Origin of the sequence: Nonomuraea sp. NPDC049725, assembly GCF_040674795.1 — a bacterium.
In the GTDB taxonomy this organism is placed as follows: Bacteria; Actinomycetota; Actinomycetes; order Streptosporangiales; family Streptosporangiaceae; genus Nonomuraea; species Nonomuraea ceibae.
The window spans coordinates 228,377-241,502 of sequence record NZ_JBFANJ010000007.1 but is presented as its reverse complement, the minus strand read 5'-3'; the positions used below and the strand labels follow the sequence as shown (position 1 = coordinate 241,502).

Here is a 13,126-nt window from a genome sequence, read left to right as displayed (position 1 = left end):
GGGACCCGGGGCTCGTTGGCAGTGTGTTGAACTTCACATGGGCGCTGGTAAACCTGACTGTGCCGCCAAGCGTCGGCGTTGACGCGTACGCGCACGGATTGATCCCATGAAATTGGCGATCACGTCAGGAACCGGGAGAGAAACAGCAGATGCTCAAGCACCGCAGAGCGCTCACATGGCTGCTCGCGCTGGCCTGCATCGCGGGGGCGGTGATCGCGCTCTTCGACATCGACACTCCCCTGCGCCCGCTCCTGATCTCCATGTTCCTTCTGCTCGTGCCCGGCGCCGCGGTGGTCGGGCTGTTGCGTGATCGTGACCCTCTGGCGGCACTATCGGTAGGGGCCGCCGCGAGCCTCGTGCTCAACGTGCTGCTCGCCCAGGCCATGCTGCTCTTCGACGCGTGGTCGCCTCGGGCCGGGGTGGCGACGATCGCCGTGCTCGGCGGGTTCATGTACGTGCTTCGCGTGCTCTACCGGGGGAAGAACATGCAAACCGAACAGGGGGCCAGCCAAAGGTGAAGATCAACGTCGTTCGCCCCGGAGAGCTGGGAGCACCGGAGCGGGCCCGCTGGCGCGAACTTCAGAAGGCCGACCCCAGCCTGGACAACCCCTTCCTCTCCGTCGAGTTCGCCGTCGCCATGGACCGCCTGCGCGACTACGTGCGCGTGGCCGTCCTCCAGGACGGTGACCGGATCGCCGGGTTCTTCCCCTACGAGAGGCACAGCTTCGGCATCGGCAAGCCGCTCGGCGGCTTCCTCACCACGTGCCACGGCCTGATCGCGGAGCCCGGCCTGAAGGCAGACGCGCGGGCGCTGCTGCGGGCCTGCAAGCTCACCGTCTTCGACTTCGACCACCTGGTGGCAGGGCAGCCGACGTTCGCCCCGTACGAGAGCGACGTGCGGCCCGCCCCCGTCATGGACTTCACCGCCGGCTTCGACGCCTGGATCGAGCAGGTCAGGGCCAACTCGCCGAAGAACCTGAAGACCGTCCGCTACAAGGAGCGCAAGCTCGGCAGGGAGCAGGGCGAGCTCCGGTTCGAGTGGGCCTCGCCCGACCCCGAGGTGCTGCGCACGCTGCTGGCCTGGAAGTCCGACCAGTATCAGCGCACCGGCCGGGTCGACCGGTTCGCCCAGCCCTGGATCGTCGAGCTGACCGACCTCATGCACGCCGAGCGGTCCGCCGACTTCTCCGGCGTGCTGACCATGCTCTACTCGGGCGACGTGCCCGTGGCCGGCCACTTCGGCCTGCGCACGGCCACCACGCTCGTGGGCTGGTTCCCCGCCTACGACACCGCCTACGCGCGCTACTCCCCCGGAATCGTGCACCACCTTCAGATGGCCGAGGCGGCCGCGGCCAGCGGTCTGCACATGGTCGACATGGGCAAAGGCGGCAAGGAGTACAAGGACTGGCTCAAGAGCGGGACCCTGTACGTCGCCGAAGGCCGGGTCTCCCGCCCCTCCCCGGCCGCCGCCGTGCACTGGATGGGGCGGACCCCGTTCAACAAGGCCCGAACAATTGTCCTGGACCGACCGTCTCTCTATAAGGCAGCCGACCGCGTCCTCAAGGGATTCGGCCGGATGCGCAGATCGATCCAGCACGACGTCAAGGAACCGACCGGAGCACGCTGACCCGAGCACTCAAGACCCCCCGGCACAAGGCAGCAGCAGCAGATCCCAGCACAACCCTCACTTGGACCCACTGATGCATCGTTCGCCCCAGCAGCCACTCCCGCAGCACCCGGGAGAAACTGTCACCGCGTTGCGCCAGGCGGGTCCCGGAAGGATTAACCTCGCCATGAGTCCCGAGTCCGTCAAGTCCAACGGCAAGGCGCAGATCACGCCTTTGCGATCGATGCCGCCTATCGAACGCTTCACTCCCGTCACACCACATCTGGCCATCTCACCGACGGTGAGTGTCGTGGTGCCGGCGATGAACGAGGCGGAGAACCTGCCCCACGTGTTCGCCACCCTGCCGCAGTGGATCGACGAGATCGTGCTCGTCGACGGCAACTCCGTCGACGACACCGTCGCGGTGGCCCGCCGCCTGCGGCCCAACGTGAAGATCGTAACGCAGACCGGCAAGGGCAAGGGCGACGCCCTGGCCGCCGGGTTCGCCGCGTGCACCGGCGACATCATCGTGATGATCGACGCCGACGGCTCCACCGACGGCCACGAGATCATCCAGTTCGTCGGCGCGCTGGTGACGGGCGCCGACTTCGTCAAGGGCTCGCGCTACGCCGCCGGCGGCGGCAGCGACGACCTCACCTTCAACCGCCGCCTCGGCAACAAGATCCTCACCGGGATCGTCAACCGGATGTACGGCACCGCCTACACCGACCTGTGCTACGGCTACAACGCCTTCTGGGCCAGGCACCTCGACGTGCTCGACCTCGACTGCGACGGCTTCGAGGTGGAGACGCTGATGAACATCCGCGCCGCCAAGGCCGGGCTCAAGGTGCACGAGGTGCCCAGCCACGAGCGCAACCGCATCCACGGCGAGAGCAACCTGCACGTCGTGCGCGACGGGTTCCGGGTGCTCAGGACCATCCTGAGCGAATGGCGCCGCCAGCCCGCCCCGCCCCGTCCCGAACCCGCCAGGAAGCCCGCCGCCGACCGGGGCGTCGCGTAAGCCTGAGCGCCTGAAGGATTCGTCGTGAACACGTCTGTCGTCATCTGCGTCTACACCGAGGACCGCTGGGAGGACATCAGGCAGGCCGTCGAGTCGGTGGAGCAGCAGAGCCGCCGCCCGCACGAGCTGATCCTGGTCGTCGACCACAATCCGGACCTGCACCTCAAGCTCAAGCGCGCCTATCCCGACGCGATCGTCGTGGAGAACACGCACGAGCAGGGGCTGTCCGGCGGCAAGAACACCGGGGTGGCCACGGCCACCGGTGACATCGTCGCGTTCCTCGACGACGACGCGGTCGCCGATCCCGGGTGGCTGGAGGCTTTGGAGGAGGGCTTCCAGGATCCCGGAGTCGTCGGCGTGGGCGGTCGCACCGAACCCATCTGGGCGTCCCAGCGCAGGCCGCGCTGGTTCCCGCAGGAGTTCGACTGGACGGTCGGCTGCACGTACCGCGGCATGCCCGCGGTACGGGCGCCGATCCGCAATGTCATGGGAGGAAACGCGGCCTTCCTGCGCACGGTGGTGTCCGAGGTGGGCGGGTTCCACAGCGGCATCGGGCGCAGCGTACAGGGCCGCAAGTCGCGCCCCCTGGGGTGCGAGGAGACCGAGTTCTGCATCCGCCTGAGCCAGCGCCGGCCCGGCTCGATCATGCTGTACGAGCCGAAGGCGCTCATCGGGCACAAGGTGTCCAGGCAACGGGAGCGGTTCGCCTACTTCCGCTCCCGCTGCTACGCCGAAGGGCTGTCGAAGGCCTTGGTCACGCAGGAGGTCGGCACCCAGGACGGGCTGTCCAGCGAACGGGCGCACGCGCTCAGGACGCTGCCGCTCGGCGCGCTGCGCGGCCTCGGCGACGCCGTCAAGGGCGACCCGGGCGGCCTCGGCAGGGCCGGCGCCATCGTCGTCGGCCTCGCCTGGACGGCCTGGGGATACCTGGTGGGCTCGGTACGGCTGAAGGCGGTGCGGTCATGATCCGGGTGCCGATCCTGATGTACCACTCGGTCAACGACCGGCCCAACGACGAGACCCGGCCGCACTCCGTACGCCCCGGCGACCTGGACGAGCAGCTCGCCTACCTGTCGGAGGCCGGGTTCACCCCGCTCACGCTGGGCGACCTCGTCGCCTCGCTGAACAAGAACAACGGGCGCTCGCTGCCCGCCAAGCCCGTCGTGCTCACCTTCGACGACGGCTACGCCGACTTCCACAGCCGCGCGCTGCCGCTGCTCGACAAGTACGGCCACCCCGCCACGGTCTTCCTGACCAGCGGCTGGGTGGCCGACGCCGGCGACGACGCGGCAGGCCGGCCGCTGGACGACATGCTCAGCTGGGGCCAGGCCCGCGAGGCCGCGCAGAGCGGCATCGAGATCGGCGGCCACAGCCACAGCCACCCCCAGCTCGACCAGCTCCCCACCGAACAGCTCCGCCAGGAGCTGCGGCGCAACAAGGGCCTGCTGGAGGACACGCTCGGCACGCCCGTGGCCACCATGGCCTACCCCTACGGCTACTCCAGCGCCCGCGTGCGCCGGGAGGTGCGCAAGGCCGGCTACTTCGCCGCCTGCGCCGTCGGCAACACGATCGCCGCCGACCGGCACGACATGCTCGCCATCCCCCGGCTGACCGTCGCCAGGCACACCACGATCGGCATGTTCAAGCGGGCGGTCGAAGGCACCGGCGTGCCCCTGATCTACCTGCGCGAACGCATCCTGACCAAGGGCTACGCGGTGGTCAGGCGCACCCGCTACGGGCTGCGACGGGTCCGCGGCAATGTCTAGCCTCTGGCGGAGGCTGCTGCGCGACCTCCGCAACCCCCTGTTCCGGAACGGCTACGCGCTGATGGCCAACACGGGCATCACCGCGGTGCTCGGCGCGGGCTACTGGCTGCTGGCGGCGCACTACTTCTCCGAGGAGGAGTTCGGCCGCGGCCAGGCGGTGATCACGCTGATGCGGCTGTTCGCGTCGCTGACCGCGCTCGGCCTGGTGGGCGCGTTCGCGCGCTTCCTGCCGGTGGCGGGCCGCCGCACGCCCGAGCTCATCCTGCGCGGGTACGGGATCGCCGCCGCCACCGGTGGCGCGGCCGCCGTCGGCTTCCTGCTGACGCTGCCGCTGTGGGGCGAGACGTACTCGGTGCTCGCCGGGTTCGGCCCCGGGCTGTTCTTCCTCGCGGCCGTCGTGGTGTGGGCGGTCTTCACCCTCCAGGACGTGGTGCTGACCGGGCTGCGCAACGCCACCTGGGTGCCGTTCAACAACCTCGTCTTCGGCCTGGTCAAGATGGGGCTGCTGGTCACCCTGGCGGGGGCGCTGCCCGACGGCGGCATCTTCGTCTCGTGGATCGTGCCCACCGCGATCGCGCTGATCCCGATCAACTGGCTGATCTTCGGCGTGGTGGTGCCCCGGCACGTCAGGCAGACCGCCGGCGTGCACCGCGAGGCGCCGAGGCTGCGCGAGGTCGGGCGGTTCCTGGCGGGCGACTTCCCCGGCACGCTGTCGGTGCTGGCGATCGTCTACCTGGTGCCCGTGGTCGTCGCCACGCAGGTCGGCGAGGCCGTGTTCGGGCGCTTCTCGATGGCGCACACGCTCGGCTGCATGATCGAGCTGCTGGCCATGAACATGGCCGTGTCGCTGACCGTCGAGGGCTCGTTCGACCGGTCCAGGCTCGCGGCCAACTGCCGCAACGCGTTGCGGCGTGCGCTGACCATCATCGTGCCGATCATCGTGGTGGCCGTCGTGGCGGCGCCGCTCATCCTCCAGGTCTTCGGGGCCAAGTTCGCCGACGAGGGCACGCTGCTGCTGCGGCTGATGGCGCTGGCAGTGCTGCCCCGGGTGCTGATCGAGGTCTATCTGAGCGCGCTGCGCGCCCAGAGCGAGGCGCGCAAGCTCGCCGCCGTGCAGATCGGGCTGGCGGGGCTGGTGCTGGCGTCCATCCTGGCGCTGTTCCCGTTCGCGGGCGTCAACGCGGTGGGGTACGGGATGCTGCTCAGCCAGACGGTGGTCGCACTTTTGATCTTCGGAAAGCTACGTAAAATTCTCAAATACGACGAAACACGACACGCGAGCGTCGCTCACGGGTCGCCCGGGGCTCCATGATGGTCAACGTGAGGCAACGGGACGGCGATGGCATGACAGCGGGGACCACCGGCTCTTCCGGTGTGCGGGGGGACACGGGAGAGGAGCAGGAGGTGCCTTTCGATCCGGAGGCGACGGGGGTCATCCCGCGCCTGGACCCCGCCTCCCTGCAGGCGGCCCCGGACGCGAAGACCGACACGCCCCCGGACCCCTCCCCGGACGCCGGCTCGGAGGCCGACTCGGACGCCGACTCGGACGCGGGCTCGGAGGCGGACCCGGACGCGGTGGGCGACGACGCGGTGAAGACCACCGCCGCCTTCCGCATCCCCACCACGCCGAGCACCCTGCGCATCGGCGGCCCCCCGGCCACGCCGCCCTCGGAGACCGACACGCTCCCCTCCCTCCCGGTGCCCCAGCCCACGGAGGAAGAGGCCGACGACACCAAGCCCGAGGAGACCGACGCCTCCGGAGAGGCCGACGCCTCTGAAGAGGTCGGGACCGCTGAGGAGCCCGCCGCCGCCGTGGAGGGCGCCGCCGCCAAGCAGGCCGACGTCGCCACGGAGGTCGGGGCTCCCGAGGAGGCGGATGTCGGGGAGACGGCTCCGTTCGAGCGGGTGGTCGCCGAGCCCGTGGAGGCCGCCACCGCCGTGCAGGCGGTCGCGCCCGGTCCGGTCCGTCAGGCCGCGCCCCCGCCGAGGGCGTCGCGGCTGGCGGCTCTGGTGGCCGGCGCGCCGAAGTGGCTGCCGGTCGTGCTGGTGCTCGAAGGCCTCCTTATGTACGTGCTGGCCCTCAAGGTCAGCCCGGGGCCGCTGCGCGGCGTCGACCCGGCGGACATCAACGGCCTGGGCCTCATCTCGGCGTTGCCGGTCAGCGCGTTCGCGGCGATCCTGATCATGATCGTGTCGTTCTTCGTCACGGTGGCGCAGAGCACCGACCGCAAGTTCCTGTTGCTCTTCCAGATCGCGGCGATCACGTTCGCGTTGCACGGGGCCGGGGCGCTGGTGGCCGAGGAGCCACGCTTCCCGACCGCGTACATCCATGCCGGTTTCGTGGACTTCATCGCGAGAACCGGCGACACGGCGATCAGCATCGACGGCCGGATGGGCTGGCCGGGCTTCTTCGCGTTGTTCGCGTTCGTGACGAAGACGGCGGGGATCACCGATCTGTCGCCCATCCTCAACTGGACGCCGCTGCTGTCGAACCTGCTCTACCTGCTGCCGTTCGTGCTGATCCTGCGCCAGGTGGTGGCGACGACGCGGGCGCGCTGGTTCGCGGCGCTGCTGTTCGTGCTCGTGCAGTGGATCGGGCAGGACTACTTCTCGCCGCAGGGCTTCACGTTCGCGCTCTATCTGGTGTTCGTGGCGATCCTGCTGCGCTGGTTCGGGCGGGTGGAGCCGCGGACGAAGCCGGTGCCGGCCAAGGGGCTGCGCAGGCTGCTGGGGCGGCTGGACGCGATGACGCCGGGCGAGCTCGCCAACACCGGCATGTTCCGCGCGGACAAGCTGCTGATGCTCATGCTGATGGTGGCGCTGTTCGCGGCGGCGACGGCGTCGCACCAGATCACGCCGTTCATGATGCTGGGCGTGCTGACCGCGTTCCTGCTGTTCAAGCGGACGACGCTGACGTGGGCGCTGCCGTTCGGGCTCGGGCTGGTGGTGCTGGCGTGGATCAGCTACCAGACGGTGGGCTTCTGGGCCGGGCAGATCGACGCGATCTTCGGCGGCCTGGGCGACATCGTGTCCAACCTGCAGCGCAACACGGGCGACCGGATCGAGGGCAGCGACGAGCTGCACGCGATGGTGCTGCAGGCGCGGCTGGGCATCCTGGTGGTGATCCTGGCGCTGGCGGCGGTGGGCCTGCTGCGGCGGCTGCGGCGCGGGGTGTTCGACCGGGCGGCGCTGATCCTGCTCTGCGTGCCGGTGCTGGCGCTGGCGTTGCAGAGCTACGGCGGCGAGATCGGGCTGCGCATCTACATGTTCGCGCTGCCGGGGGCGTGCCTGCTGGCGGCGTACGCGTTCTTCCCGAACCTGCCGGCCGACAGCGCCGACGTGCGCGAGGAGACCGTCCCCGTACGCAGGCTGAACGTGCGGTTCGACCCGGAGCTGACGAAGAAGGTGTCGCTGGTCCTGGCGGCCTGCTTCGCGGTGATGTTCTCGATGGCGTTCCTGGTGGCGCGCTACGGCAACGAGAAGTTCGAGCGGGTGACCTCGGGCGAGGTCGCGGCGATGCACTACGTGTACGAGCACGACAAGCCGAGCGCGCGGGTGGTCTACCTGGTGCCGAAGGAGGGGCCGGAGGTCACGCCGACGCTGCCGTGGGGCGAGCGCGACATCGAGCTGGTCAACTTCGCCGGCCAGGCGCTGGTGCACAAGGACCCGGCCAACATCAAGGACGTGGTCGACCGGCTGCGGCCGGGGCCGGAGAGCCCGCGTAACACGTATCTGGTGGTCAGCAAGGGTCAGGTCAGCTATCTGCAGCTCAACGACGGCTTCCCGGCCGACTGGGGGGAGCGGTTCCGGGCGGCGCTGGACGCCTCGCCGGATCTGAAGCGGGTCTACGCGAACGAGGACGCCGCCCTCTACACGTGGGGCAAGTTCGTCCGGGGCACGGAGATCCCGGAGCCTCGGCCGTGGCAGGGCCGCGGGGAGCCGACCTCGCCGTGGACCCCGCTCGGGGTCGGGGCGCTGGCGGTGAGCTGGGCGGCGCTGTTCGGCTACGAGGTGATCCGGCTGAACGGCTCGCGGCGGGCTCCGCGGGCGCGCAGGTGGCTGCTGTGGGTGGCGGTGCCGACGTTCGTGGTGGCGGTGGGCGTGGTCGTCGAACGCTTCGTTTATATCGCAGGAATCAACTGAATTCACAGGAAACTCGTAGGTTGTGCGCGATGATGTCCCCTGATGGTGATTCAGGGGGCATTTCGCATCAATCAGGAAACGTCACGGATCGCGGCGATTGACGCCCTGCGGGGTTTCGCCCTGCTGGGCATCCTCGTGGTGAACATCGCCTTCCTGGCCTCGGGTTACCGGATGGCCGGGCTGGCGGAGCCGGGCTTCGACGGCGCCGCCGACTGGGCGGTGCGGTGGGGCGTCACGCTGCTCGTGGAGAACAAGTTCTACCTGCTGTTCTCGTTCCTGTTCGGCTACAGCCTGACCCTGCAGATCGGGTCGGCGGCCGGGCGGGGGCTGGCGTTCACGCCGATGTTCCTGCGGCGGCTGGCGGGACTGTTCCTGATCGGCGCGGCGCACGCGGTGCTGCTGTTCCCCGGCGACATCCTGACCACGTACGCGGTGGTGGGGGTGGCGCTGCTCCTGCTGCGCCGGATCCGGATCAGGACGGCGCTGGCGCTGTCGGCGGCGCTGACCGGCCTGCTCGCGCTGGGCTTCCTGGCGCTGGCGTGGCTGGCCGCGCACGGGGTGGACCTGCCGGGCGTCGCCGAGCACCCGCCCGCCCAGGCGTCGGAGGTCGACCGGTCGCTGTCGGGATCGGCGGCCCAGATCGTCGGCGAGCACCTGCGCGAACTGTCGGTGATCGCCGTCCGGCGGGTGCTCTTCCAGGCGCCTGCCGTGCTGGCCGCCTGCCTGCTCGGCCTGGCGGCCGGCCGGGCGGGCCTGCTGGCCGGGTCCGGGCCGCGCACGGCGACGCTGCGGCGCGTGCAGTGGATCGGGTTCCCGGTGGGCCTGGCGGGCGCGGTGGTGGCCGCGATGTCGGTCTGGGACGGCCCGGTGCACCGCTTCGCCGGCGAGGCCGCCACGCTGCTCACCGCTCCCCTGCTGGCCGCCGCCTACGGGGCCACGCTGCTGCGGCTGCTGCCCCTGCTGCCGCGCCTGGGCCGCGCGCTGGCCTGGGCCGGGCGCATGGCGCTGACGAACTACCTGGCGCAGTCGCTGGTGTGCTCGCTGATCTTCACCGGGTACGGGCTCGCCCTGGTCGACCGGGTGGGCCCGCCGCTCCAGGTGGCGATCGCCGCCGCCGTCTTCGCCGCGCAGGTCGTCGTCAGCCGCCGGTGGCTGCGGGCGCACCGCTACGGCCCGGCGGAGTGGCTGCTGCGCCGGCTCACGTACGGCGGCGCCGGGGTCAGGTCCCGCCCCGGCCGCTCCACTGGATCTCGTACGGTTTGAGCGTCACCTGCCTGCCGTCGACCGTGGCGGTCACGTCGGCGTCGGAGGTGTTGACCATGACGAGCTGGCGCGGCTGGGCCAGCACCCTGACGCGCGGGTCGGAGCTCGGCACCTGCTGCAGCTCGACCCCGGCGGGGAACCACCGGGTGAACCCGCTCAGCAGCCCGGCCATCGGCATCTCCTGGCCGCGCCCGGGGGTCCACAGGCAGCCGGGGCACTCGGCTCCGCCCTTGGCCTGCGGGTTCCAGTAGAGGGCCGTGGTGGCGCCGCTCCTGGCGAACTCCATCATCGCGGTGGCCTGCACGGCGGTGCGCCGCTCCTCGCTCCAGCCGGAGTCCTCCGGCTCGACGTACCACTCGGCCCACCACACGGGCAGGTTGCCGCTCTTCTGCCGCAGCCACTGGGTGATCGCGCCGAACTTGCCGGTGGCGCCGAAGTCGTCGGGGATGTTGCCGCCGTCGGTCGTCATCGTGCCGCCGTCGACGACGATGAAGTCGGCGCCCTTCTTGTGCTCGATCCAGTACTCGATGGCGTCGAGCGCGCGCTGGTCCACCACGCCGTAGGGGCCCGACAGCTCGGAGACGCCGCGCGCGGTGGTCTCGATCGGCACGTACGGGCCGCCGACCTGGATCTCGCTGTCGACCTTCTTCAGCGCGTCGTAGACCTTGTTGTAGAGCTCGGTGTAGCCCTCGGCGTCCCACCGGTTGGTGGTGGTGTTCCAGAAGCCCTTGAACTCGTTCCACACCAGGTAGTGCTTGACCGTCGGGTACTGCTTGGCGACCCGGGCGGCGAGCTTGGCGAAGTCGTCGAAGTGCTCCGGGTCGGGGGCGACGGTGTGGTTCTTGCTCCAGTCGGTGCGGCCGGGCTGCCCGCCCTTCATCCAGTCGGGGGCGCAGCACAGCGTGATGACGGGGATGGCCTGGGAGTCGGCCATGAGCTTGAGCCGCCGGTCGAGGTCGCGGAAGTTGTACTGGCCGGGGCTGGGCTCGGGGTTGTTGGCGCCCCAGCCCATGATGTGCTGGTTCTGCAGCATCGGGACGCGGCCGAGCATGTGCTTGGCCTGCTCCTGCACCCGGGCGTTGTCGTTGTCGGCGCTGTACTGGGTGTGGGTGACGCCCCAGCGGGGCCAGTCGGGCACGACGGGCGGCGGGTCGAGGGAGGGCGCGGGCGAGGTGGGCGCCGGCTGGGCGATCTCGCCGTTGAACTGGACGGCCGGGTCGCCGCCCGACGAGCGGGAGCCCGCGTACACCATGATCCCGGCGACGAGCAGGACGGCGAGGACCCCGGCTCCTACGGCGATCGGCCACGGGGACCGCCTGCGGGCATGTCGGCCGTCCGTCGGAATCACGGAATCCACCTCTCACGCAACGTTCCAAAAGGCCGAGCGCTCCGGCCCGGCCTTTTTACACCGTATCCGCCCGCCTGCGTGGACGAATCAGGACGATGGTGGCCGCTGCCCGGTCGCGGGTCCAGGAACTCCGGCATAACGGTACGACACCGGTTCCCTGCCGGGCTGCACGACGAGGAGGGTGCCGGGCTCCTCGGCGTAGAAGGCGGACTCCACGGCGGCGGCCACGTCGTCGGCGGTGAGCAGCGGGAATCCGGCGTTGACGAACATCTCCTTGGCGCCGGCGACGAGCGGGGTGTCGGTGAAGCCGGGGCAGACGGCGCCGATCCTGATGCCGTCCCTGGCCAGCGGCCCGGCCAGCGCCCTGACGAGGCCGACGACGGCGTGCTTGGTCATGGTGTAGACGGGGTCGCCGTCGAAGCCGACGAGCCCGGCCAGCGAGGCGGTGACCACGATGGCGCCCCCGCCTGAGCGCCTGAGCAGCGGCACGGCGGCCACCGCGCCGAAGACGACGCCGTCGACGTTCACGCCGACGATCCTGCGGTAGCGCGCCAGGTCGAAGGCGGCCAGGTCGGGGCCGCCCGCGACGCCGGCGTTGAGGTGGACCAGGTCGAGCCGCCCGTAGGTGCGCTCGGCCAGCTCGACGGCGTCGTGCGAGGCCTGCTCGGTGCTGACGTCGGCGGCCAGCCACACGCCGCCGACCTCCTTGGCCAGCCGCTCCGCGCCCTCGCCGTCGAGGTCGACGAGGACGCACTTGGCGCCGCCCGCCGCCAGCCTGCGGGCCACCGAGGCCCCGATGCCGCTCGCGGCTCCGGTGATCAGTGCAACTGTGCTCATGGCTCTCCTATGCGGGTTGGTCGAGCATGCGGTGCGCGCGGGCGATCAGGGTGGGCACGGCTGCGCCGATCCGGTCGAAGCCCTCCCCCACGGTCTTGCCCTGGCGGAAGCGGGCGTGGATGCCTTCCACGATGACGGCGAGCTTGAAGCTGCCGAAGGCCACGTAGAACCCGAGATCTGCAATGTCGCGACCTGAGGCTTCGGCGTAGTGGGCGGCGAACTCGGCGGCGTTCAGGAACCCCGGCGCCGTCGTGACGTCGCCCGCCACCGGGATGCCCGCCCGCTCCTCGTCCCCGGCCTCGTGCCAGTAGGTCAGCGTCAGCCCCAGGTCGGCCAGCGGGTCGCCGAGCGTGGACATCTCCCAGTCCACCACGCCCAGGATCTCCGGCTCGGGGCCGAGCCGTACCAGCGTGTTGTCCAGCCGGTAGTCGCCGTGCACGAGGGTGCCTGCCGAGCGCGCCGGCAGCCGCTCGCGCAACCGGGCCACCAGCCGGTCGAACTCGGGCCTGTCGGCGGTCCTCGACCGCTCCCACTGCTGGCACCAGCGGTCGAGCTGCCGGGGCAGGTAGCCGTCGGGCCGGCCGAAGTCCGCCAGGCCCGCCTCCCGGTAGTCCACGGCGTGGATGGCGGCCAGCACCTCGGCCAGCCGTCCGGCCAGCCGCCTGGTCCCGGCCGGGTCCGTGTCCCCGAGCTCGTCCCGGCCGCGCACCGCCGCGCCGTCCACGTACCCCATCAGGTAGAACGGCGCCCCGACGACGTCCTCGTCGGCGCAGAACGCGACCGGCTCGGGCACCGGGACCGGGGTCGGGGCGAGCGCGGAGATGACCCGCCACTCGCGGCGCATGTCGTGGGCGGTGGGCAGCACGTGGCCGAGCGGCGGCCGGCGCAGCACCACGCGGCGCTCCCGGGTCTCGACGAGGTAGGTCAGGTTCGACCGCCCGCCGGAGATCAGCGAGACGGACAGGGGTTCGCCGGCGTCGGGCACGTTCCTGCCCATCCACGCGAACAGCCGGGGCCGGTCAATCCCAGGTACGGTCATGGACAACTATTAGAACGTCACTCGGTGCCGAACGCCACACATGAGAGTTGCGTAACGTTACGGACCCGTGCCTGCGAGCACGACCCCCATCCCGTAGCCTGGG

11 protein-coding genes are annotated in these 13,126 nt (G+C 70.8%); 8 read left to right on the top strand and 3 right to left on the bottom strand.

Annotated elements, in window-relative coordinates; genetic code table 11:
* The first annotated feature begins 149 nt into the window (after positions 1-149).
* The 8 genes from AB0J53_RS20520 to AB0J53_RS20485 all read left to right on the top strand — a co-directional run bounded on the left by AB0J53_RS20520 (position 150) and on the right by AB0J53_RS20485 (position 9,799).
* Positions 150-518 carry a hypothetical protein gene (locus AB0J53_RS20520; RefSeq protein WP_219517401.1) on the top strand — a complete coding sequence of 123 codons (369 nt, stop codon included), beginning with the start codon at positions 150-152 and terminating at the stop codon, positions 516-518.
* On the top strand, positions 515-1,627 hold the full coding sequence (locus tag AB0J53_RS20515; RefSeq protein ID WP_364174378.1) for a GNAT family N-acetyltransferase: 1,113 nt from the start codon (positions 515-517) through the stop codon (positions 1,625-1,627). Before AB0J53_RS20520 ends, AB0J53_RS20515 begins: the two co-directional genes overlap by 4 nt.
* A 166-nt stretch (positions 1,628-1,793) precedes the next feature.
* Complete coding sequence (locus tag AB0J53_RS20510) at positions 1,794-2,627, top strand: glycosyltransferase family 2 protein (RefSeq protein WP_364174376.1); 834 nt, start codon at positions 1,794-1,796, stop codon at positions 2,625-2,627.
* 24 nt (positions 2,628-2,651) lie between these two features.
* Positions 2,652-3,593 (top strand): glycosyltransferase family 2 protein, encoded by a 942-nt coding sequence (locus AB0J53_RS20505; RefSeq protein ID WP_364174373.1) that lies wholly within the window; start codon positions 2,652-2,654, stop codon positions 3,591-3,593.
* A complete protein-coding gene (locus AB0J53_RS20500; RefSeq protein WP_364174370.1) occupies positions 3,590-4,393 on the top strand; it encodes a polysaccharide deacetylase family protein in 804 nt (267 codons plus the stop codon). The genes AB0J53_RS20505 and AB0J53_RS20500 overlap by 4 nt, the downstream gene beginning before the upstream one ends.
* On the top strand, positions 4,386-5,705 hold the full coding sequence (locus tag AB0J53_RS20495; protein ID WP_364174367.1) for a hypothetical protein: 1,320 nt from the start codon (positions 4,386-4,388) through the stop codon (positions 5,703-5,705). The genes AB0J53_RS20500 and AB0J53_RS20495 overlap by 8 nt, the downstream gene beginning before the upstream one ends.
* Before the next feature lie 92 nt (positions 5,706-5,797).
* On the top strand, positions 5,798-8,536 hold the full coding sequence (locus AB0J53_RS20490; protein ID WP_364174364.1) for a hypothetical protein: 2,739 nt from the start codon (positions 5,798-5,800) through the stop codon (positions 8,534-8,536).
* A gap of 138 nt (positions 8,537-8,674) precedes the next feature.
* Positions 8,675-9,799 carry a DUF418 domain-containing protein gene (locus AB0J53_RS20485; RefSeq protein ID WP_364174362.1) on the top strand — a complete coding sequence of 375 codons (1,125 nt, stop codon included), beginning with the start codon at positions 8,675-8,677 and terminating at the stop codon, positions 9,797-9,799.
* Here AB0J53_RS20485 and AB0J53_RS20480 read toward each other — a convergent pair.
* The 3 genes from AB0J53_RS20480 to AB0J53_RS20470 form a co-directional block, all read right to left on the bottom strand.
* Positions 9,756-11,147 carry a xylan 1,4-beta-xylosidase gene (locus tag AB0J53_RS20480; protein WP_308126174.1) on the bottom strand — a complete coding sequence of 464 codons (1,392 nt, stop codon included), beginning with the start codon at positions 11,145-11,147 and terminating at the stop codon, positions 9,756-9,758. The two genes, AB0J53_RS20485 and AB0J53_RS20480, sit on opposite strands and share 44 nt — an antisense overlap.
* A gap of 87 nt (positions 11,148-11,234) precedes the next feature.
* Entirely contained in the window at positions 11,235-11,984 is a 750-nt protein-coding gene (locus AB0J53_RS20475) for an SDR family oxidoreductase (RefSeq protein ID WP_357585595.1), read from the bottom strand.
* A 7-nt stretch (positions 11,985-11,991) separates the two neighbouring features.
* Positions 11,992-13,023, bottom strand: a complete 1,032-nt coding sequence (locus AB0J53_RS20470) for a phosphotransferase family protein (RefSeq protein ID WP_219517416.1) — start codon at positions 13,021-13,023, stop codon at positions 11,992-11,994.
* Between the last annotated feature and the right edge of the window lie 103 nt (positions 13,024-13,126).

Bases quoted from the DNA above. Each gene is read 5' to 3' on its own strand.
- AB0J53_RS20520 (WP_219517401.1), top strand. From the start codon at position 150: ATGCTCAAGCACCGCAGAGCGCTCACATGGCTGCTCGCGCTGGCCTGC.
- AB0J53_RS20510 (WP_364174376.1), top strand. From the start codon at position 1,794: ATGAGTCCCGAGTCCGTCAAGTCCAACGGCAAGGCGCAGATCACGCCT.
- AB0J53_RS20500 (WP_364174370.1), top strand. From the start codon at position 3,590: ATGATCCGGGTGCCGATCCTGATGTACCACTCGGTCAACGACCGGCCC.
- AB0J53_RS20495 (WP_364174367.1), top strand. From the start codon at position 4,386: ATGTCTAGCCTCTGGCGGAGGCTGCTGCGCGACCTCCGCAACCCCCTG.
- AB0J53_RS20475 (WP_357585595.1), bottom strand. From the start codon at position 11,984: ATGAGCACAGTTGCACTGATCACCGGAGCCGCGAGCGGCATCGGGGCC.
- AB0J53_RS20470 (WP_219517416.1), bottom strand. From the start codon at position 13,023: ATGACCGTACCTGGGATTGACCGGCCCCGGCTGTTCGCGTGGATGGGC.